Source organism: Pseudomonas sp. SIMBA_041, assembly GCF_046535095.1.
Lineage (GTDB): Bacteria > Pseudomonadota > Gammaproteobacteria > Pseudomonadales > Pseudomonadaceae > Aquipseudomonas > Aquipseudomonas mucoides.
Window position 1 is genome coordinate 1 of the sequence record NZ_JAWRXJ010000001.1, and the last position, 19,427, is coordinate 19,427.

Annotated in this window: 23 protein-coding genes; 16 read left to right on the forward strand and 7 right to left on the reverse strand. The window is 58.9% G+C overall.

What is annotated here, in order from left to right; translation table 11 throughout:
• A partial coding sequence (locus SB725_RS00005; protein WP_410921103.1) for a hypothetical protein occupies window positions 1–194 on the forward strand: 194 nt, incomplete at its 5' end.
• On the opposite strand, the gene SB725_RS00010 is transcribed toward SB725_RS00005, so the two are convergent.
• Both SB725_RS00010 and SB725_RS00015 read right to left on the reverse strand, forming a co-directional pair.
• Complete coding sequence (locus SB725_RS00010) at window positions 172–1,392, reverse strand: CaiB/BaiF CoA transferase family protein (protein ID WP_027926096.1); 1,221 nt, start codon at window positions 1,390–1,392, stop codon at window positions 172–174. The genes SB725_RS00005 and SB725_RS00010 overlap by 23 nt on opposite strands.
• A 13-nt stretch (window positions 1,393–1,405) precedes the next feature.
• Window positions 1,406–2,587, reverse strand: a complete 1,182-nt coding sequence (locus SB725_RS00015; protein WP_027926097.1) for an acyl-CoA dehydrogenase — start codon at window positions 2,585–2,587, stop codon at window positions 1,406–1,408.
• Window positions 2,588–2,744: 157 nt separating this feature from the next.
• Between SB725_RS00015 and SB725_RS00020 the strand changes: the two genes are divergently transcribed.
• From SB725_RS00020 to SB725_RS00070, 11 genes are all read left to right on the forward strand, one after another.
• Complete coding sequence (locus SB725_RS00020) at window positions 2,745–3,644, forward strand: LysR family transcriptional regulator (protein ID WP_194940536.1); 900 nt, start codon at window positions 2,745–2,747, stop codon at window positions 3,642–3,644.
• Window positions 3,645–4,079: 435 nt separating this feature from the next.
• Entirely contained in the window at window positions 4,080–5,201 is a 1,122-nt protein-coding gene (locus SB725_RS00025; protein ID WP_027926099.1) for a Re/Si-specific NAD(P)(+) transhydrogenase subunit alpha, read from the forward strand.
• A gap of 15 nt (window positions 5,202–5,216) precedes the next feature.
• Complete coding sequence (locus SB725_RS00030; protein WP_007947884.1) at window positions 5,217–5,540, forward strand: NAD(P) transhydrogenase subunit alpha; 324 nt, start codon at window positions 5,217–5,219, stop codon at window positions 5,538–5,540.
• Window positions 5,540–6,973, forward strand: coding sequence for an NAD(P)(+) transhydrogenase (Re/Si-specific) subunit beta (locus SB725_RS00035; protein WP_027926100.1), 1,434 nt, complete (start codon window positions 5,540–5,542; stop codon window positions 6,971–6,973). The genes SB725_RS00030 and SB725_RS00035 overlap by 1 nt, the downstream gene beginning before the upstream one ends.
• 214 nt (window positions 6,974–7,187) lie before the next feature.
• On the forward strand, window positions 7,188–8,681 hold the full coding sequence (locus SB725_RS00040; RefSeq protein ID WP_027926101.1) for an acetyl-CoA hydrolase/transferase family protein: 1,494 nt from the start codon (window positions 7,188–7,190) through the stop codon (window positions 8,679–8,681).
• A 319-nt stretch (window positions 8,682–9,000) separates the two neighbouring features.
• Window positions 9,001–9,216, forward strand: coding sequence for a DUF1127 domain-containing protein (locus SB725_RS00045; protein ID WP_007947887.1), 216 nt, complete (start codon window positions 9,001–9,003; stop codon window positions 9,214–9,216).
• A 257-nt stretch (window positions 9,217–9,473) separates the two neighbouring features.
• Window positions 9,474–9,683 (forward strand): DUF1127 domain-containing protein, encoded by a 210-nt coding sequence (locus SB725_RS00050; protein ID WP_410921105.1) that lies wholly within the window; start codon window positions 9,474–9,476, stop codon window positions 9,681–9,683.
• A gap of 142 nt (window positions 9,684–9,825) precedes the next feature.
• Entirely contained in the window at window positions 9,826–10,146 is a 321-nt protein-coding gene (locus tag SB725_RS00055) for a DUF2388 domain-containing protein (protein ID WP_027926103.1), read from the forward strand.
• A 107-nt stretch (window positions 10,147–10,253) separates the two neighbouring features.
• Window positions 10,254–10,571, forward strand: coding sequence for a DUF2388 domain-containing protein (locus SB725_RS00060; RefSeq protein WP_027926104.1), 318 nt, complete (start codon window positions 10,254–10,256; stop codon window positions 10,569–10,571).
• Between the two features lie 27 nt (window positions 10,572–10,598).
• A complete protein-coding gene (locus SB725_RS00065) occupies window positions 10,599–10,919 on the forward strand; it encodes a DUF2388 domain-containing protein (protein ID WP_027926105.1) in 321 nt (106 codons plus the stop codon).
• On the forward strand, window positions 10,916–12,877 hold the full coding sequence (locus SB725_RS00070) for a DUF4105 domain-containing protein (protein ID WP_027926106.1): 1,962 nt from the start codon (window positions 10,916–10,918) through the stop codon (window positions 12,875–12,877). Before SB725_RS00065 ends, SB725_RS00070 begins: the two co-directional genes overlap by 4 nt.
• 50 nt (window positions 12,878–12,927) lie before the next feature.
• Here SB725_RS00070 and SB725_RS00075 read toward each other — a convergent pair whose 3' ends face one another.
• The 3 genes from SB725_RS00075 to trpB all read right to left on the reverse strand — a co-directional run bounded on the left by SB725_RS00075 (window position 12,928) and on the right by trpB (window position 15,537).
• Entirely contained in the window at window positions 12,928–13,383 is a 456-nt protein-coding gene (locus SB725_RS00075) for an anti-virulence regulator CigR family protein (RefSeq protein ID WP_059181873.1), read from the reverse strand.
• A gap of 121 nt (window positions 13,384–13,504) precedes the next feature.
• Window positions 13,505–14,317: a tryptophan synthase subunit alpha gene (gene trpA / locus SB725_RS00080; RefSeq protein ID WP_027926108.1), complete on the reverse strand. Its 813-nt coding sequence runs from the start codon at window positions 14,315–14,317 to the stop codon at window positions 13,505–13,507.
• Window positions 14,317–15,537 (reverse strand): tryptophan synthase subunit beta, encoded by a 1,221-nt coding sequence (trpB, locus tag SB725_RS00085; protein ID WP_027926109.1) that lies wholly within the window; start codon window positions 15,535–15,537, stop codon window positions 14,317–14,319. The genes trpA and trpB overlap by 1 nt, the downstream gene beginning before the upstream one ends.
• Before the next feature lie 111 nt (window positions 15,538–15,648).
• On the opposite strand from trpB, the gene SB725_RS00090 reads away from it, so the two are divergent.
• The gene (locus tag SB725_RS00090) at window positions 15,649–16,542 is read left to right on the forward strand and encodes a LysR family transcriptional regulator (RefSeq protein WP_027926110.1); all 894 of its coding nucleotides are present in this window, start codon (window positions 15,649–15,651) and stop codon (window positions 16,540–16,542) included.
• Here SB725_RS00090 and SB725_RS00095 read toward each other — a convergent pair.
• Complete coding sequence (locus SB725_RS00095; protein ID WP_140665532.1) at window positions 16,539–16,865, reverse strand: YqjD family protein; 327 nt, start codon at window positions 16,863–16,865, stop codon at window positions 16,539–16,541. The two genes, SB725_RS00090 and SB725_RS00095, sit on opposite strands and share 4 nt — an antisense overlap.
• Window positions 16,866–17,020: 155 nt before the next feature.
• Between SB725_RS00095 and SB725_RS00100 the strand changes: the two genes are divergently transcribed.
• Together SB725_RS00100 and SB725_RS00105 are read left to right on the forward strand one after the other, a co-directional pair.
• The gene (locus tag SB725_RS00100) at window positions 17,021–17,236 is read left to right on the forward strand and encodes a dodecin (protein ID WP_008027736.1); all 216 of its coding nucleotides are present in this window, start codon (window positions 17,021–17,023) and stop codon (window positions 17,234–17,236) included.
• A 122-nt stretch (window positions 17,237–17,358) separates the two neighbouring features.
• Window positions 17,359–17,580 (forward strand): DUF1161 domain-containing protein, encoded by a 222-nt coding sequence (locus SB725_RS00105; protein ID WP_027926112.1) that lies wholly within the window; start codon window positions 17,359–17,361, stop codon window positions 17,578–17,580.
• 64 nt (window positions 17,581–17,644) lie between these two features.
• On the opposite strand, the gene SB725_RS00110 is transcribed toward SB725_RS00105, so the two are convergent.
• Entirely contained in the window at window positions 17,645–18,646 is a 1,002-nt protein-coding gene (locus tag SB725_RS00110) for an LLM class flavin-dependent oxidoreductase (protein WP_027926113.1), read from the reverse strand.
• A gap of 244 nt (window positions 18,647–18,890) precedes the next feature.
• On the opposite strand from SB725_RS00110, the gene SB725_RS00115 reads away from it, so the two are divergent.
• On the forward strand, window positions 18,891–19,322 hold the full coding sequence (locus tag SB725_RS00115; protein WP_027926114.1) for an OsmC family protein: 432 nt from the start codon (window positions 18,891–18,893) through the stop codon (window positions 19,320–19,322).
• Window positions 19,323–19,427 lie beyond the last annotated feature (105 nt).

Consider the following 19,427-nt stretch of genomic DNA (forward strand, 5'->3'; position numbering starts at 1 on the left):
AGGAGTTTTCCGTTTCGACTGCGCCGGAAGTGGGGCGAATTATAGACATCCAGAATCTGCCGTCAAGCAATGATTTGGCTTATCCATCAATAACTTGCCGAACGGTGCAAAACCACCCGATTCCTCTCTATATAGAAGGGGAAACTGCTCCCTTCTATATAGAGGAAGCCCTCAGAGCACCCCAGCCTCTTTGAAAGCAGCCACGGCATCAGCCCCGAGACCCAACACTCGCTGCAGAACCTCCTCCGTATGCTCCCCCAGCAATGGAGGAGCATTGCGGTATTCCACCGGGGTCTCGGACAGACGAATAGGGCTCGCCACCTGCGGCACCATCCCTGCCAACGCATGGGGCATTTCAATCGCCAACCCACGCGCCTTGACCTGAGGATCCGCAAACATCTGCGCCAGGTCATTGATCGGGCCGCAGGGCACCCCAGCCTGCTCGAGCTGTAAGACCCATTCAGCAGTGGTCTTAAAGACTGTCGCTTGGCGGATCAGCGGAATCAACACAGCCCTGTTCGCCACTCGCAGCTTATTAGTCGCAAAGCGTGGGTCATCCGCCCACTGCGGTTGCCCGGCCACTTCAGCAAACTTGCGGAACTGACCATCGTTCCCAACGGTAAGGATGAAGTCGCCGTCCGCCGTAGGAAAATCCTGATAAGGCACGATGTTCGGGTGCGCGTTACCCAAGCGCTTGGGCGCATTGCCCGTCGTCAGGTAGTTCATCGCCTGGTTAGCCAGACAGGCGACCTGAACATCCAGCAACGCCATGTCGATGTGCTGACCGCCGCCGTCGTGATCCCGATGCGCAAGTGCTGCCAGAATCGCCACCGTCGAATAGAGCCCGGTCAAAATGTCTGTCAGCGCCACACCGACCTTCACCGGGCCGGCGCCCTCATCCCCTTCCGGCCGCCCCGTGAGGCTCATCAGGCCGCCAAGCCCCTGGATCATGAAGTCATAACCGGCACGCTTGGCGTAAGGACCGGTCTGACCAAACCCGGTAATCGAGCAATAGATCAGATTCGGATTGATGGCTTTAAGCGACGCATAGTCCAGCCCATAAGCCGCCAACCCACCGACCTTGAAGTTCTCGATCAGGATGTCCGATTTGGCGGCCAAATCACGCACCAACTTCTGACCTTCCGGACGCGTGAAGTCGATGGTGACCGATTGCTTGTTACGATTGGCCGACAAGTAATAGGCGGCCTCGCTGGTGTTCTCGCCATAGGCGTCTTTTAGAAAAGGAGGCCCCCAAGCGCGCGTGTCATCGCCATTGCCCGGGCGCTCGACCTTGATCACCTCAGCGCCAAGGTCAGCCAGGATCTGCCCGGACCAAGGCCCAGCCAGTACCCGCGATAAATCCAGTACCCGCAGATGCGAAAGCGCGCCCATGGACGTTCTCCTATTAATAGAACGCCTGGATGCCGGTTTGCGCGCGACCGAGAATCAGTGCGTGGACGTCATGCGTACCTTCATAGGTATTCACCACTTCCAGGTTGACCAGATGGCGCGCGACACCGAACTCATCGGAGATGCCGTTGCCGCCCAGCATGTCGCGCGCCATACGAGCGATGTCCAGGGACTTGCCGCAGGAGTTGCGCTTCATCATCGAAGTGATCTCGACCGCCGCAGTGCCTTCGTCCTTCATACGCCCCAGACGCAGGCAGCCTTGCAGCGCCATGGTGATTTCGGTCTGCATGTCAGCGAGTTTCTTCTGGATCAACTGAGTGGCAGCCAATGGACGACCGAATTGCTGACGATCCAGGGTGTATTGGCGAGCGGTGTGCCAGCAGAACTCGGCAGCCCCCAGCGCGCCCCAGGAAATGCCATAGCGTGCGGAGTTGAGGCAGGTAAACGGCCCCTTCAAACCGCGGACGTCCGGGAAGATGTTCTCTTCAGGAACAAACACGTTGTCCATGACGATTTCGCCAGTGATGGACGCGCGCAAGCCAACCTTGCCGTGAATCGCCGGAGTGCTCAGGCCTTTCCAGCCCTTCTCCAGAACAAAACCACGGATGTCGCCGGCGTCATCCTTGGCCCAGACCACGAACACATCAGCGATCGGGCTGTTGGTGATCCACATCTTGCTGCCGGTCAGGCTGTATCCGCCTTCCACTTTGCGTGCACGAGTAATCATCGCGCCCGGGTCGGAGCCGTGGTTAGGCTCGGTCAGACCGAAGCAGCCAATCCATTCACCGGTAGCCAGTTTCGGCAGGTACTTCTGCTTCTGGGCTTCAGTGCCGAATTCATTGATCGGCACCATCACCAGCGAGGACTGCACGCTCATCATCGAGCGATAGCCGGAATCGACTCGCTCGACTTCACGAGCGATCAGACCGTAGCTGACATAATTGAGGCCGCTGCCGCCGTACTGCTCAGGGATGGTCGCGCCCAACAGGCCGACTTCGCCCATTTCACGGAAGATCGCCGGATCAGTCTTCTCATGACGGAAAGCTTCGAGAACGCGCGGTGCGAGTTTCTGCTGAGCGAATTGCTCGGCAGTGTCGCGAATCATGCGTTCTTCTTCAGTGAGCTGTTGATCCAGCAGCAGAGGATCGATCCAGTTGAAGCTAGCTTTACCGCCCATGAGTGTGTCCTCTCGAATCGGGTCAAATTGCGTGGACTGATCCTAGGCCGGGTTCGGCGTTACGGCAAACGAGGATTTTGCATAATGTTGTGCTAATTTCTCACTCCGTAACATCGAAAAATAGCCTTTATGCGATGGATTAGTGAGGTTGACGTACATGCGCAGGAAAATCCCCAGCACAACGGCCCTGATCAGTTTTGAAGCGGCTGCACGCCACGAAAGCTTCACCAAGGCTGCCCAGGAACTTTCGCTGACCCAGGGTGCCATTTGCCGACAGATTGCCAGCCTGGAGGAATTCCTTGGCGTCGAACTGTTCCGACGCTCGCGGCGTGGTGTGAAGCTGACAGAAGCCGGACTTTCCTACAGCCGTCGCGTCGCCACGCAACTCGATGCGGTGGAGCGGGACACGTTGTCGGTGATGGGGCAACAGGGCGCCAACGTGATCGAACTGGCAGTGGTTCCGACCTTTGGCACCCAGTGGCTGCTGCCACGACTCAAGGACTTCCAGCAGAAGCATCCGGAAGTGACGGTTAACCTTACAAACCGTACCCGGCCCTTTCTGTTTGCCGACACTGACTTCGACGCAGCGATCTACTTCGGTGACGCCGACTGGTCCGGTACCGAATCCCACAGGTTGATGGGCGAAAATCCGATGCCAGTGTGCAGCCCTGCCCTATTGGGCAAGAAGACAAATCTGACATCCGCTGAGATCGCCGAACTCCCCCTTCTGCAGCAGACCACCCGCCCTTATGCATGGCGTCAGTGGTTCAACTCGCAGCACCTCAATATCCCACGGGACATGACAGGACCGCGCTACGAGCTATTCTCCATGCTTGCCCAAGCGGCCATGCATGACATGGGCATCGCGCTGATTCCACCGTTCCTGATTCAGCGTGAATTGGCCGAGAAGCGCCTGGTGATTGCCAACCCGCAGGCACTGTCGAGCATCAAGGCTTATTACCTGATGATTCCCGAGCGAAAGGTGGAATCGGCGTCCTTAAAGGCATTTCGCGACTGGCTGCTCAATCAGGCGAACAGCTACAACCTAGAGGGTTAAAGGGTTCAGCCAATTAACTGACCCCGTAGTCAGCATAATAAAAGCCCTACAGATATAACTATATGTCGCATATACACAGACTGTGTGGACAAGCAGCACAAACGTCCCACAAGCGCCTGATGACGTGGCTTTGCGCCGCTATCGGCAGGCAATGACGCCTCATTCACAGTAAAGATATGTAATTTGTCAATTTTCAACAAAGTCCCTTACAAGTCACGGCCTGCAAGGGCTTGAGCCAGTTAGTTGCGACATTCGGTCACGGGGTGACTTGTAGTTAATTTTCCGTCACCCGTCATAATCCCTTGAAGGGCACAAAGTTCGCCTGCAAAATGCCGCGCCCCGCCCTGATTCGGCGGGATCGTGCTGATCGGCCGCCCCAGCCGCACCATCCGAAGTGCCTGGGTTTACTCAATAAGATCACGCAGGAGATTTGACGTGCACATTGGTGTTCCTCTCGAAACCCAGACGGGTGAAACACGGGTTGCTGCAACCCCGGAAACCATCAAGAAGCTGATCGGCCAGGGTCATAAAGTCACTGTGCAAAGCGGCGCCGGCATTAATGCCAGCGTTGTCGACAGTGCTTATGAAGCGGCAGGCGCAACGATTGGCAGCGCCAACGATGCGTTTGGTGCCGAGCTGATTCTCAAGGTGGTCGCTCCCAGCGACAGCGAACTGGCGCAGATTAAAAGCGGCACCGTTGTCGTGGGCATGCTCAATCCGTTCAGCAATGAAACCATCGCCAAGCTGGCCGACCGCGGCATCACCGCCTTCGCCCTGGAGGCCGCGCCACGCACCTCCCGTGCGCAGAGCCTGGATGTGCTGTCCTCGCAAGCGAACATCGCCGGCTATAAAGCCGTGTTGTTGGCCGCTCATCACTATCCGCGCTTCATGCCGATGCTGATGACCGCTGCGGGCACCGTGAAAGCGGCGCGCGTGCTGATTCTCGGCGCGGGCGTGGCCGGCTTGCAGGCGATTGCGACTGCCAAGCGTCTGGGCGCGGTGATCGAGGCCTCGGACGTACGTCCGGCGGTGAAGGAACAAATCGAATCCCTGGGTGCGAAGTTCGTCGACGTGCCGTACGAAACCGATGAAGAGCGCGAATGCGCCGTCGGTGTCGGCGGTTACGCGCGGCCAATGCCCGCCAGCTGGATGCAACGTCAGGCCCTGGCCGTGCATGAACGCGCCAAGCAGGCTGACATCGTCATCACCACCGCACTGATTCCCGGCCGCAAGGCCCCGACGCTGTTGAGCGCGGAAACCGTGGCGCAGATGAAGCCGGGCTCAGTGGTCATCGACCTCGCGGCGGCTCAGGGCGGCAACTGCCCACTGACCGTGGCGGATCAGGTCGTAGTCGAGAATGGCGTGACCATTTGCGGCCCGACCAATCTGGCCGGTGCAGTGGCGGCAGACGCTTCGGCGCTGTATGCACGCAACCTGCTGGACTTCCTGAAGCTGGTCTTCAACAAAGACGGCCAGTTCGAAGTGAACCTCGAAGACGATATCGTCGCCGCGTGCCTGATGTGCCGCGACGGCCAAGTCATCCGCAAAAACGCCTAAGCAGGGATTCAGACGATGGAAGAGCTTATCTCCCCCGGTATCTACAACCTGATCATCTTCGTGCTGGCGATTTATGTCGGTTATCACGTGGTCTGGAACGTTACACCTGCACTGCACACGCCATTGATGGCCGTGACCAACGCCATCTCGGCCATCGTTATCGTCGGCGCCATGCTGGCGGCGGCGCTGACCGTCACGCCCCTGGGCAAAACCATGGGGACCCTCGCGGTGGCCCTGGCGGCGGTGAACGTGTTTGGTGGCTTCCTGGTAACCCGCAGGATGCTTGAGATGTTCAAGAAAAAAGCCCCGAAAGTCGTAAAAGAAGAGGCGCCCAAGTAATGAGCATGAACCTTGTCACGACGCTCTACTTGATCGCGTCGATCTGCTTCATCCAGGCCCTTAAAGGCCTGTCGCACCCAACCACGTCCCGGCGCGGCAATGTGTACGGCATGCTCGGCATGGCGTTGGCGATCCTCACCACCGTTGGCCTCATCTACAAGCTGGGCGCCGAGCTGGCCACTGCCGGTATCGGTTACGTCATCGTCGGCCTGCTGGTCGGCGGCACCGCCGGCTCGATCATGGCCAAGCGCGTCGAGATGACCAAGATGCCGGAACTGGTCGCCTTCATGCATAGCATGATTGGTATGGCCGCCGTGTTCATCGCCATTGCTGCGGTTGTTGAGCCGCAGTCCCTGGGCATCGTCAAGCAACTGGGCGACGCGATTCCGGCGGGTAACCGTCTGGAGCTGTTCCTCGGCGCAGCCATCGGTGCAATCACCTTCTCCGGTTCGGTGATCGCTTTCGGCAAGCTGTCGGGCAAGTACAAGTTCCGCCTGTTCCAGGGCGCACCGGTACAGTTCGGCGGCCAGCACAAGCTGAACCTGCTGTTGGGCCTGGCAACGCTGGGCCTCGGCGTGACCTTCATGCTGACGGGCAATCTGAGTGCCTTCGCCTTGATGCTGGCCCTGGCCTTCGTGCTTGGCGTGCTGATCATCATCCCGATTGGCGGCGCGGACATGCCGGTCGTCGTGTCGATGCTCAACAGCTACTCCGGCTGGGCGGCGGCGGGTATCGGCTTCTCGCTGAACAACTCGATGCTGATCATCGCCGGTTCGCTGGTGGGCTCCAGCGGTGCGATCCTCTCGTACATCATGTGCAAGGCGATGAACCGTTCCTTCTTTAATGTGCTGCTTGGCGGCTTCGGCAACACAGCCGATGCGGGTCCGGCCGGCGCCAAGGAAGCCCGCCCGGTGAAATCCGGCTCGGCTGACGACGCGACGTTCCTGCTGACCAACGCCGACACCGTGATCATCGTTCCTGGCTACGGCCTGGCGGTGGCACGGGCGCAACACGCGCTGAAAGAACTGACCGAGAAGCTGACCCATCGCGGCGTGACCGTGAAGTACGCGATCCACCCGGTTGCCGGTCGGATGCCTGGCCACATGAACGTATTGCTGGCCGAGGCCGAAGTGCCTTACGACCAGGTGTTCGAGATGGAAGACATCAACTCCGAGTTCGGTCAGGCCGACGTGGTGCTGGTGTTGGGCGCCAACGACGTGGTCAACCCGGCCGCGAAGAACGATCCGAAATCGCCGATTGCCGGCATGCCGATTCTGGAAGCGTTCAAGGCCAAGACCATCATCGTCAACAAGCGCTCGATGGCCAGCGGCTATGCCGGTCTGGACAACGAACTGTTTTACCTGGACAAGACCATGATGGTTTTTGGCGACGCCAAGAAAGTCATCGAAGACATGGTCAAAGCCGTCGAGTAACCCTCATCGGCACACAGAACGCCCCGACTCGTCGGGGCGTTTTTGTTTGCGCAAATCGTCCAACAAAACTACGCTTTTGTTACCGATCCGGTAATGGTGTTTTGCTCAAAAGGCCCGAAATAGACGCCTCGTTTGCGACCTTGGTAGCGGGACAGGAGTCGGTGTAATTCACTAGACTGCGCATCCTGCTTCCCGTTGCCCGAGATAACAATCCATGTACCGTGACCGTATTCGCCTGCCTTCCTTGTTGGATAAAGTGATGAGCGCCGCCGACGCCGCTGCTCTGATTGAAGACGGCATGACCGTCGGCATGAGTGGCTTCACCCGCGCCGGCGAAGCTAAAGCCGTCCCCCAGGCATTGGCCGAGCGCGCCAAGGTCTCGCCGCTGAAAATCACCCTGATGACCGGCGCCAGCCTGGGCAACGACCTCGATAAACAGCTCACCGAAGCCGGCGTACTGTCGCGACGCATGCCGTTCCAGGTCGACAGCACCCTGCGCAAGGCTATTAATGCGGGCGAGGTGATGTTCATCGACCAGCACCTCTCGGAAACCGTGGAGCAACTGCGCAACCAGCAACTCAAGCTGCCGGACATCGCGGTGATTGAAGCGGTGGCAATCACCGAGCACGGCCATATCGTGCCGACCACGTCGGTTGGCAACTCAGCCAGCTTCGCGATTTTCGCCAAACACGTGATCGTCGAGATCAACATGGCGCACAACCCGAATCTCGAAGGCCTGCACGACATCTATATCCCGACTTATCGCCCGACCCGCACGCCGATTCCGCTGGTGAAAGTTGATGACCGTATTGGCAGCACCGCCATCCCGATCCCGCCGGAGAAAATCGTCGCGATCGTGATCACCAATCAGCCGGACTCGCCGTCCACCGTATTGCCACCCGACGCCGATACCCAAGCCATCGCGGACCACCTGATCAACTTCTTCAAGCAAGAGGTGGCCGCCGGGCGCATGACCACCAAGCTCGGCCCGCTGCAGGCCGGCATCGGCACCATTGCCAACTCGGTGATGTGCGGCCTGATTGATTCGCCGTTCGAAGACCTGACCATGTACTCCGAGGTGCTGCAGGATTCGACCTTCGACCTGATCGACGCCGGCAAACTGAGCTTCGCATCCGGCAGCTCGATTACCTTGTCGAGTCGTCGCAACGCTGACGTGTTTGGCAACCTCGAGCGCTACAAGGACAAACTGGTCCTGCGCCCACAGGAAATCTCCAACCACCCTGAAGTCGTGCGCCGACTGGGTATCATCGGCGTCAACACGGCGCTGGAGTTCGACCTGTACGGCAACGTCAACTCCACCCACGTCTGCGGCACACGGATGATGAACGGCATTGGCGGCTCGGGCGACTTCGCGCGCAATGCGCATTTGTCCGTCTTCGTCACCAAATCGATCGCCAAGGGCGGCGCGATCTCCAGTGTCGTGCCGATGGTCAGCCACGTTGACCACACGGAACATGACGTCGACATCCTCGTTACCGAGATCGGCCTCGCCGACTTGCGTGGGCTGGCACCCCGGGAACGGGCGCGAGTCATCATCGACAACTGCGTGCACCCGGACTATCGCCAGGCCCTGGACGACTACTTCACCGCCGCTTGCGCGATTGGCGGGCATACGCCACATATCCTGCGTGATGCACTGAGCTGGCACATCAACCTGGAAGAAACCGGGCGCATGCTCAGGGCGTAATTGGTACAGATGGCGGCTGACGCAAACACAATTTCGTCAGCCTGCCGTTGCCAACGAAAAATCTGTTTAAAACTGTACTGCTGTACTGGTCATTTCCTACCGTAAATACCTACCTTTTCAGACCAAACGAGCAAAAATGCACAATATCGGTGCAGACAGGTACAGTTGCCTCAATTTCGACCAGTACACCCACTATTAACAGTTAACTGGTCCCTCACAATACAGGTGAACTGTATCTACAGAGACTAGGCAAACGAGAGGATCATGGGCACCAGTTAAACCACTACCTAATCCCGCCACAAGCGGAAGGATGTCAATCATGGAACGTACACTCAGTTCCGACCTGTTCTTCGAAGACACTGCTGCAAAAACCCAGGCTTCCATGCCTCTGCGCGTTATCGCCAACCTGATGCTGTGGCAGCGCCGCATCTCCAGCCGCCACCAACTGGCTCGCCTGGATTCGCGTCTGCTGGCTGACGCCGGGATTAGCGAAGCACAACGCTACGAAGAGCTGAGCAAGCCGTTCTGGCGCTAACTTAGCGTCGCTGGCCCTGACCCATCGGGTCCACTGCCAGCATCCCAGATTGAAAAAACAAAGCCCGTCGTGGGAAACCACGACGGGCTTTGTCGTTTTGGGTCCGTGAAATCCGAAAAACAAAGAGAGCTCTATAAAACCAGTACAGTTTGTTAAAAACTAACACTGTACAAGTACAATTTCAGCGCGGTGTGCCTGTTTCGCAAGAACAGAGGGGATCACCATGGAATCTCATTTCCAAGCACAAGGATCGCGCCATGAATAACTTACAAGATGTTTCCGCTCTTGCGCCGCAATCGAAACCTCGTGTCACCACACTTCAACATGCGTGGACAGCGCTCTCCCGTTGCCTGGAACGGGCCAGAACCCGGCGCTTGTTGGGGCGACTCGACGCGCAGCAATTGTCTGACCTGGGCATCAGCCACGCCGACCGCCTCAACGAACTGGATAAACCGTTCTGGCGCTAATGTTCTGCCAGTACAGACGGGGCTGTTTGAATGGATAAAAGCGCCTAATATTCGATCAGAACGTGGCGAGCGCTGTAGGACAGACGTCTGATCCCGCAGATACCTCGCCACCTCTCAATCGGTTTTACAAAGGAGTTACACCATGTCCCGTCTTCGCTTTCTCAGTGTCGCAGCCCTGCTTGCCGTGGCTGCCAATGCTCACGCCTCCAGCTTTATCGTGACCACTGACTCTGTCGTCAGAGCGTTAAAGGCCACATCCGATGCAACCACCGACGTCGTTTCATCTTCGTTCAAGGACAACAAGATTGTGCGTGAAGCTCGCGATGATGCCGCCAGCTTCGTCGCCAGCGAAGGCGCCATCCGTGGCGTAAAACTGGAAAGTGCACTCGATTACATTCGCCACCAGTCGCCACAGCTGAACGCATCCGATGCACAACTGGCACAAGCCATCCTGACCATCTAAGCGACACTCCTGACGCGGGACACGCCCAACGTGTCCCTATGTTTCGGCGCTGGCTCTAGCCCGGGTGTTGCGCTAGCCTTGGGACTCGCTTTCAGCTAACGAGTCTCATGCATTTTCATTCAAGGTTGCTGTTCACACCCCTATTGCTTGTGGCCTGCTGGTCGGGCTTGGCACACGCTTTCGATGCCTTCAATCTTTCTACACAAGGCACTGTCGCCAGTGGTTATGGCTCCAGTCTGGTGACCTCCGCGCCCTTCGACCGTAAACTGCTGCTCGCCGCGCACGATGATGCCGCGGCCTTCATCGCCAGTGACGGCCAATTGCGCGGAGCACAGCTGGAATCGGCCCTGATTTACCTGCGCCATTCCCGGCCAAAACTTCATGCAAGCGACCTTGAACTGGCACAAGCAATTCTCGTCCAATAGTTATCCTTGTTTCTCCGGAGTTGTTCCATGCGTAACCCGCTGATTGCCGCCACCCTTGGCCTGCTGTTGTTGGCTGACGTGGCCCAGGCCCATACCCTGGTTGCCACCAGTAACATGCTCATTCGTGCCACTCAGCGCACGCTTGATTTCACCTCGGACACCACCACCTCCATCCGTGACTCGAAGATCATTCGCGAAGCCCACGATGACGCCGCCAGTTTCGTCGCCAGCGATGGCGATATCCGCGGCGCGCACCTAGAAGCGGCCTTCAATACCCTACGCATTCGCGTGCCGGAAGCCCGGGATGCCAGTGACCAGGTACTCGCCGAAGCCATCCTCGCACTGTGAGGCCGTCAGCCGCCTGGCTGCTGGCCGGGGTCATGATGCTAATCGGCAGCACGGCCCACGCCAGCCTGCAATTACAGCTCAAGACTGAAGGCCTCAGCCCCGCACAACAGCAAGCCAGCCAGGCATTGCTCGATGAAGCCATGCAGGCGCTGCCGCCACGGTTCATCGAGCAACTGGACCGGCGTATCGATGTCGGCTGGACCGACGACATGCCGAGCAACGCCTACGGCCAGGCGACGCTGGTGTCCGAACTCGACTTGAATCGCAACCTGCTCGCCAGCCTCACCGACGGCAGCGCCGCGACCCGCAAAACCAATCGCCCCCACGGCACCGTCCGCCGCGAAATGCTCGCCACGGTGCTGCACGAACTGACTCACATCTATGACCGTTCGCGCCTTTGGCCAGATGCCGAGCGCAAACTGATTCAACACTGCACCCGACGTAGCAACAGCGCCGGACTGGTGGGAATTCCCGATCAGTGCCGTGGCCAGAATGATCGGCGCTTCACCCTCAGCGACGATCCGCGCCTGCTCGACCTCGCTGGCTGGCAACAATACGTCGGCCGTCGCGGTGAACGTGAACAGCACAACCGGCAGATAGCGCGCAGCCCGGACATTTACGAAACGGACAGCCCCAAAGAGTTCGTTGCGGTCAACATGGAGTATTTCCTCCTCGACCCGAGCTACGCCTGCCGTCGTCCGGCGCTGTACCGCTACTACCAGGAACACTTCGGCTGGGCGCCGGCGGCGAAAGACACCTGCGCCAAAACCTTCGCCTTCCTCAACGCCGGCAATGACTTTGCCAAAACACCCCTCGGGCAGGTTGATCCGGAACGGGTCTATGCCGTCGACTACTTGCTGGCCGAAGCCAATCAGAACTGGGTCAGTCGCTGGGGTCACAGCATGTTGCGGCTGGTGATCTGTGCGCCGGGACGACCACGAGGCCCCGACTGCCGTCTCGATCTGGACCAGCATCTGGTCTTGTCCTACCGCGCCTTCGTTGGTGATGTGCAGCTCTCGAGTTGGGACGGACTGGTCGGCAAATACCCGTCGCGCCTGTTTGTCCTGCCGCTCGCCCAGGTTATCGACGAGTACACCAAGACCGAACTGCGCAGCCTGGCTTCGGTGCCGCTGAACCTGTCGCGCAACGAGATCGAAGATGTGGTGGAACGTGCCGCCGAGATGCACTGGAGTTACGACGGCAACTACTTCTTCCTCTCCAACAATTGCGCGGTGGAAGAGCTGAAACTACTGCGAGGCGGCACCAACAACCCAAAATTGGTCGGGCTCGATAACATCATGCCCAACGGCTTGCTGGCGGTGCTGAAGGGCCGGGGGCTGGCCGACACCAGCGTGCTGGACGATCCACGCGAAGCGCTACGACTGGGCTATCGCTTCGACTCCTTCCGTGACCGCTATCAAGCCATGTTCGACGTCCTGAAAAAGCGCTTGCCGATCAAGCAGGACAAAGTCGAGGACTGGCTGGCATTGAAAGCGGTCGAGCGCCGGCAATGGTTCGAGCAGGCGGACCTGCGCACCAGCGCGGCATTGCTGTTGCTGGAACAAGCTGCCTTCCGCCAACAATTGCTGCTGGCCCAGGACGAAGTGAAGCAACGCTACCTCGGCGCGCGAAATCTGGAAAACGGCGGCATGGACAAGGCCAATGCGACCTTGCAACAGCTCCTCGCCAATAGCGGCTACCTCAGTCGCCCGGCTGAACTGCTTGGCAGCGGCGGTTACGGGTTGCCCCAACCGAGTGAATGGCAACGCCTGGAATCGGAAAGCAGCCTGCGCCAAAAGCAATTACTGACGCTGACGGGCGATCTGGACAAGGAAGTGCGCGCACTGCTCGAACCGGATCGTGCAGCGGAAATGGCCGCCAATGAAGCCAACCTGAAGCAGGTTGGCGAACATCTACGCAAGCTGCACAAAGCAGCCGGCGGGTTGGAACTGCCATAAGAAAAAGGGCTTCGTGGAAAATCCGCGAAGCCCTTTTTTTGCACGTTAGATCAAAGCACCCCTTCCAGAACTTCGTACACAATCCCGGTGCCAACGGCGATCAGCACAATGTCGCCCCCTGCCCGGCGCCATTCGTACCCCGGGTAATACGGCAGGCGACCCAGCGCTCGATTGTCCAGACGCTCACCGTAATAGCCGTGAGGCAATGGCCGGCCGCGCTCCAGATGAATGCCTGGAGGTGGCGGCGCACCGCGCACGAAATACTCGTGGTGTTCGTGGATCGTCTGACGCACCGGACCGAAGTCGCGCGGCGGTGGGCCACCGCGATGGTTGTCCTGATGATCGCGGTGATCATCACCATGATTGTCGCCATGGTTATCGTACTGACCCTGTTGCGGGCCGCCGTGGTCGTGATTGTCGCGCTGATCGGCGTTCGCGTGCAGCAACGGGGTCGCGCTCAGCATCAGCACACCCAGGCTGGCAATCAGACGTTTCGGCATTTTCATCGGGTCTTTCCTCACGGCACCTACAGCAAAAAGGGCTTCAGAACGTAGTCCTGAAGCCCTCGGTCTTGCTGTTTAGTCTGTGCCGCGTGGCGCTAATTCCTCTGTATCAGGAACTTTACCTTCAGCTGACGCGAGCCTTACGCACGCCTTCTGCCAGCGCCGCGCAAAGGCTCAACACGCCATCAATCGCCTGATCAGGCGTTGAAGCATTGGCGATGTGATCGATTAAAGCCGAGCCCACCACAACACCGTCCGCCAGACGCGCAATGGACGCGGCTTGCTCTGGAGTCCGAATGCCGAAACCGATGCTGATCGGCAAATCAGTGTGGCGACGCAGACGGGCAACCGCCTCTTCAACGTGTTCCAGCGTCGCCGCGCCCGCGCCGGTCACCCCCGCCACCGACACGTAGTAAACAAAGCCGGAGCTGCCGTTCAGAACGGTCGGCAGGCGCACGTCATCGGTGGTCGGCGTGGTCAGACGAATGAAGTCCAGGCCCGCAGCCTGAGCCGGGTCGCACAACTCGCCGTTATGTTCCGGCGGCAAGTCGACCACGATCAGACCATCAACGCCGGCCTCTTTGGCGTCGGCAATGAAACGCGGCACGCCATACATGTGGATCGGGTTGAAGTAACCCATTAACACCAGCGGCGTCTCGGTATTGCCTTCACGGAACTCGCGAACCATTTGCAGGGTTTTCGCCAGGTTCTGCTTGGCGCCCAAGGCGCGGATGTTGGCCAGCTGAATCGCCGGGCCATCGGCCATCGGATCGGTGAAGGGCATGCCCAACTCGATCACATCGGCGCCCGCCGCGGGTAAGCCTTTAAGGATCGCCAGGGAAGTGTCATAGCTCGGGTCGCCGGCGGTGACGAAGGTCACGAGGGCGGCGCGGTTCTGTTCCTTGAGTTCGGCAAAGCGCGTTTGCAGGCGGCTCATCAGTGTTTCTCCTGCGTCGATTGTTCCATATGGTGCATCACGGTTTGCATGTCTTTGTCGCCACGGCCGGACAGGTTGACCACCATCAGGTGATCTTTCGGCAGGGTCGGTGCGCGTTTGAACACTTCGGCCAGGGCGTGGGCGCTTTCCAGTGCAGGAATGATCCCTTCCAGGCGGCAGCATTTGTGGAACGCATCGAGGGCTTCGTCGTCGGTCACCGAGGTGTACTGAACGCGGCCGATGTCATGCAACCACGCATGTTCCGGGCCGATACCCGGGTAGTCGAGGCCGGCGGAAATCGAGTGGGCGTCGATGATCTGGCCATCGTCGTCCTGCAACAGGAAAGTACGGTTGCCGTGCAGCACGCCCGGTACGCCGCCATTCAGGCTGGCCGCATGCTTGCCGGTTTCGATGCCGTAACCGGCGGCTTCAACACCAATGATCTCGACGCTCTTGTCGTCAAGGAACGGGTGAAACAGGCCCATGGCGTTGGAACCGCCGCCGATGCACGCCACCAGGCTGTCCGGCAGACGGCCTTCCTGGGCTTGCAGCTGTTCACGGGTTTCCTTGCCGATCACGGCCTGGAAGTCGCGAACCATCGCCGGATAAGGGTGCGGACCGGCCACGGTGCCGATCAGGTAGAAGGTGTTGTCGACGTTGGTCACCCAGTCACGCAGGGCTTCGTTCATCGCGTCTTTCAACGTACCGGTGCCGGATACTACCGGGATCACTTCGGCGCCCAACAGCTTCATGCGAAACACGTTGGCTTGCTGACGTTCGATGTCAGTGGTGCCCATGTAGATCACGCAATCGAGGCCAAAACGCGCGGCCACGGTGGCAGTGGCCACGCCGTGCATGCCTGCGCCAGTTTCAGCGATGATGCGTTTCTTGCCCATGCGCCGCGCCAGCAGGATCTGGCCGATGCAGTTGTTGATCTTGTGCGCGCCAGTGTGGTTCAGCTCTTCGCGCTTGAGGTAAATCTTCGCGCCGCCGCAGAACTCGGTCAGGCGTTCGGCATAGTAAAGAGGGCTTGGACGTCCGACATAATCACGCTGGAAGTAGGCCAATTCTTCTTTGAATGCCGGATCTTCCTTGGCCGCTTCGTATTCGCGGGCCAGGTCAAGGACCAACGGCATCAGGGTTTCGGCGACGTAGCGGCCACCGAACGCGCCAAACAGGCCGTTGGCGTCGGGGCCGGTGCGCAGATTAGTCTGGGTCATGGGTCGCTCCAGTGAATGCGTGAGATGACAATGGACTTAACTCTACCCCTGACGCCCCGACCTGAAAACCGATAAGATCGCCGCAACCTGTCAGGAAAACTCACAGATCACATGAGCCACGACCTTCCCCCGCTGAACGCCCTTCGCGCCTTTGAAGCCACTGCTCGTCTGAACAGCGTCAGTCAGGCCGCCGAACAGCTGCACGTCACCCATGGCGCGGTCAGCCGCCAGCTCAAGGTGCTCGAAGAACACCTCGGGGTCAGCCTGTTCGTCAAGGACGGTCGCGGCCTTAAACTCACAGATGCCGGCATTCGATTGCGCGACGCAAGCGGCGAAGCGTTCGAGCGGTTACGCACGGTGTGCGCGGAGCTGACGCGAAGCACCGCCGATGCGCCCTTCGTGCTCGGCTGCTCGGGAAGTTTGCTCGCACGCTGGTTTATTCCACGCCTGGGACGGCTGAATGCAGACCTGCCAGATCTGCGCCTGCACCTGTCCGCCGGCGAAGGCGATCTCGATCCACGTCGGCCGGGGCTTGATGCATTGCTGGTGTTTGCGGAGCCGCCATGGCCCGCGGACATGCAGGTCTATGAATTGACCAGTGAGCGGATCGGCCCGGTCATGAGCCCGCGATTCGCCGGCTACGAAAGGTTGCAAGGCGCGCCGGCCACAGCGCTGCTGAACGAACCGTTGCTTCACACCACCTCACGACCCCAAGCGTGGCCGAGTTGGGCGCAGCAAAGCGGCCTCGACGCCAAGGCGTTGAAGTACGGTCAGGGATTTGAGCATTTGTATTACTTGCTGGAAGCCGCTGTGGCCGGACTTGGAGTGGCGATTGCGCCGGAGCCACTGGTGGCCGAGGACGTGAAGGCCGGTCGCCTGGTTGCGCCATGGGGCTTCAGTGAAACCCCGGCGCAACTGGCATTGTGGCTACCCAAGCGCGCCGCGGACGGGCGGGCTCGGCAACTGGCGCAGTGGCTCAAGAACGAACTGCACCGAGCGGATTAATCCCCGCGTTTGCACAGCAGGTAGGCCGCTAGAAGACCCAACGCACCCACGGCAACACCGGCCGTCGTCCAAGGGTGTTCCTGGGCGTAGTCCCGAGTGGCGATCCCGGTTTCACGGGTTTTGACTTTGACGTCTTCGTACGCATCGCTGAGCAGATGACGGGAATGTTTCAGCGCGCTTTCGGCGTTGGCTTTCAGGGTTTTGAGGGTTCTACGCGACTCGTCCGACGCATCGTCCTTCAGGCTTTCCAACGATTTCAGCAGACTCTCGATTTCGGCTTCCATGCTTTGCAATGAGGCTTTACGTAATGAAGTGTTGGCCATGGTGGCTCTCCTGCATTGATTGAGTGGCGTGTGTTGGTTGGGACTTCAGGGGTTGGAGAAAGTGCAGTAAATCTGCACGTCCCTTTCAGATTGGCCGACGCCAGTAAGACGAAAAATCACTGCTAGGCTGTAATTCACACCCTGAGGAGAACGCCATGACTGACCATCACACCTACAAAAAAGTCGAACTGGTCGGCTCGTCCACCAGCAGCATTGAAGACGCCATCAATAACGCACTGGCCGAAGCCAGCAAAAGCCTCAAGTACATGGAATGGTTTGAAGTGACCGAAACCCGCGGGCACATCAAAGACGGCAAGGCGGCGCACTTTCAGGTGACGCTCAAAGTCGGGTTCCGGATTGCCAGCAGCTGAGTTTGAGCTAGTCTTCTGAACTTGCGCGCTGGCCGAGTGCCATAGGGAATGGCAAAGCGCTACATGTGTGTATCCGGCGAATCGCTGGATGCCCCTATTGATCCGACCAGGGAATGCGACCGATGAAGAAATTTATGTTGGCAGTTGGTTTGTTGAGCCTTGCGGGTACTGCGTTTGCGGGCGGCAAATCGTGCGAAGAGCTGAAAGCCGAAATCGCTGCGAAGCTGGATGCCAAGGGCGTTGCCGGTTACTCGCTGGAAATCGTCGATAAAGGTGCCGCTGCCGGCGGGAAAATTGTCGGCAAATGCGAAGCGGGCACCAAGGTCATCGTCTACAAGAAGTAACCTGATTGCGCTTTAAATGAAAAAGCCGACGCACTGCGTCGGCTTTTTTATGGGCGCTTTAATCTCAGCCCTTCATGACCTGTGCCAGCAGTTCATAGGAGTGGACACGGTCGGCGTGCTCATACAGATCGCAGGTAAAAATCAGCTCGTCGGCTTGGGTCTGCTCAACCAGCACATCCAGCTTGGCGCGGATTTTCTGCGGGCTGCCCACCATGGCCAATCCGAGGAAATCACTGACCGCTTCGCGCTCATGCGGCAACCACAACCCGTCCATGGTTTTCACCGGCGGACGTTGCACCAGACTCTGTCCACGCATCAACGCGAGAATCCGCTGATAAACCGACGTCGCCAGGTAATCGGCCTGCTCATCGGTATCCGCCGCCACCAGTGGCACGCCGAGCATCACGTAGGGTTTATCCAATACCGCTGAAGGCTTGAAGTGATTGCGGTAGACGCGAATCGCCTCATGCATGAAACGCGGTGCGAAATGGGAGGCGAAGGCGTAGGGCAACCCGCGCTCGCCGGCCAGTTGTGCACTGAACAGACTGGAGCCCAGCAGCCAGACCGGGACATTGGTGCCGGTGCCGGGCATGGCGATGATCCGCTGGTCCGGGGTGCGCGGGCCGAGGTAACGCATCAGTTCGGCCACGTCTTCCGGGAAATCGTCGGCGCTGCCGGAACGTTCGCGGCGCAGCGCGCGGGCAGTCATTTGATCGGAACCGGGCGCGCGGCCCAGGCCCAGGTCAATACGCCCCGGATACAGACTTTCCAGAGTGCCGAACTGCTCGGCGATCACCAACGGCGCGTGGTTAGGCAGCATTACGCCACCCGAACCGACCCGAATGGTCGACGTGCCACCCGCCAGATAACCCAGCAACACCGACGTCGCCGAGCTGGCGATGCCGTCCATGTTGTGGTGTTCGGCGACCCAGAAGCGGTTGTAGCCGAATTTTTCGACGTGTTGCGCCAGGTCCAGGGAGTTGCGCAGCGACTGGGCCGCGCTGCCGTTTTCACGCACGGGCACCAGATCAAGGGTCGAGAACTTGATGTCGGACAGTCGTTTCATAAACCTGCTACTCCAATTGAGGTCGCAGGTTTTTTCTCGTAAACGAAAACCTGCCGAATCCATAAGCGTGTTTCATCAATAAGGGCATATACCCGAGTTTCAATAGCCAAGGCAAAAAAACCTACGTAAACGGTAGGAATTAACCCGATCGGGTGAACTTTGCACCGCCGACTATCCTCAGAACCCTTAGCAACCGAAAACCACGAAGGCGCGACGCTCGTGCCGGGAACTTGAGGAGGCAGATATGGCTATTACGAAGAAAGCATCGGCTCATTGGGAAGGTGACCTGAAAACCGGCATCGGCTCGATCTCCACTGAAACCGGCGTGCTCAGAGAAGCGCCTTACGGCTTCAAGGCGCGCTTCGAAGGCGGCAAGGGCACCAATCCGGAAGAGTTGATCGGTGCCGCACACGCGGGCTGTTTCTCGATGGCGTTTTCAATGATTCTGGGCGATGCCGGTCTCAAGGCTGACAGCATCGACACCAACGCCGAAGTCACCCTGGATCAGGTGGACGGCGGTTTTGCGATCACCGCCGTGAAGTTGATCCTCAAGGCGAAAATCCCTGGGGCGACTCAGGCGCAATTTGAGGAACTGAGCAATAAAGCCAAAGAAGGCTGCCCGGTTTCCAAAGTGTTGAATGCGAAAATCAGTCTGGATGCGACGCTGCTCAGCTGAGCCGCAGTCTCGGATAAAAGATCGCAGCCTCAAGCAGGTTGCGGTCTTTTTTTGCGCTCGGACAAAACCTGACCCGCGAAAATGTGGTCGAATAAATGACAGCAG

Excerpts from the sequence above, each read along its gene's own strand:
- SB725_RS00075 (WP_059181873.1), bottom strand. The coding sequence starts at position 13,383 with ATGAAAATGCCGAAACGTCTGATTGCCAGCCTGGGTGTGCTGATGCTG.
- SB725_RS00095 (WP_140665532.1), bottom strand. The coding sequence starts at position 16,865 with ATGGCCAACACTTCATTACGTAAAGCCTCATTGCAAAGCATGGAAGCC.
- SB725_RS00055 (WP_027926103.1), top strand. The coding sequence starts at position 9,826 with ATGTCCCGTCTTCGCTTTCTCAGTGTCGCAGCCCTGCTTGCCGTGGCT.
- SB725_RS00015 (WP_027926097.1), bottom strand. The coding sequence starts at position 2,587 with ATGGGCGGTAAAGCTAGCTTCAACTGGATCGATCCTCTGCTGCTGGAT.
- SB725_RS00050 (WP_410921105.1), top strand. The coding sequence starts at position 9,474 with ATGAATAACTTACAAGATGTTTCCGCTCTTGCGCCGCAATCGAAACCT.
- SB725_RS00040 (WP_027926101.1), top strand. The coding sequence starts at position 7,188 with ATGTACCGTGACCGTATTCGCCTGCCTTCCTTGTTGGATAAAGTGATG.
- SB725_RS00020 (WP_194940536.1), top strand. The coding sequence starts at position 2,745 with ATGCGCAGGAAAATCCCCAGCACAACGGCCCTGATCAGTTTTGAAGCG.
- trpB (WP_027926109.1), bottom strand. The coding sequence starts at position 15,537 with ATGACCCAGACTAATCTGCGCACCGGCCCCGACGCCAACGGCCTGTTT.
- SB725_RS00035 (WP_027926100.1), top strand. The coding sequence starts at position 5,540 with ATGAGCATGAACCTTGTCACGACGCTCTACTTGATCGCGTCGATCTGC.
- SB725_RS00100 (WP_008027736.1), top strand. The coding sequence starts at position 17,021 with ATGACTGACCATCACACCTACAAAAAAGTCGAACTGGTCGGCTCGTCC.
- SB725_RS00105 (WP_027926112.1), top strand. The coding sequence starts at position 17,359 with ATGAAGAAATTTATGTTGGCAGTTGGTTTGTTGAGCCTTGCGGGTACT.
- trpA (WP_027926108.1), bottom strand. The coding sequence starts at position 14,317 with ATGAGCCGCCTGCAAACGCGCTTTGCCGAACTCAAGGAACAGAACCGC.
- SB725_RS00110 (WP_027926113.1), bottom strand. The coding sequence starts at position 18,646 with ATGAAACGACTGTCCGACATCAAGTTCTCGACCCTTGATCTGGTGCCC.
- SB725_RS00030 (WP_007947884.1), top strand. The coding sequence starts at position 5,217 with ATGGAAGAGCTTATCTCCCCCGGTATCTACAACCTGATCATCTTCGTG.
- SB725_RS00090 (WP_027926110.1), top strand. The coding sequence starts at position 15,649 with ATGAGCCACGACCTTCCCCCGCTGAACGCCCTTCGCGCCTTTGAAGCC.
- SB725_RS00060 (WP_027926104.1), top strand. The coding sequence starts at position 10,254 with ATGCATTTTCATTCAAGGTTGCTGTTCACACCCCTATTGCTTGTGGCC.
- SB725_RS00010 (WP_027926096.1), bottom strand. The coding sequence starts at position 1,392 with ATGGGCGCGCTTTCGCATCTGCGGGTACTGGATTTATCGCGGGTACTG.
- SB725_RS00045 (WP_007947887.1), top strand. The coding sequence starts at position 9,001 with ATGGAACGTACACTCAGTTCCGACCTGTTCTTCGAAGACACTGCTGCA.
- SB725_RS00115 (WP_027926114.1), top strand. The coding sequence starts at position 18,891 with ATGGCTATTACGAAGAAAGCATCGGCTCATTGGGAAGGTGACCTGAAA.
- SB725_RS00065 (WP_027926105.1), top strand. The coding sequence starts at position 10,599 with ATGCGTAACCCGCTGATTGCCGCCACCCTTGGCCTGCTGTTGTTGGCT.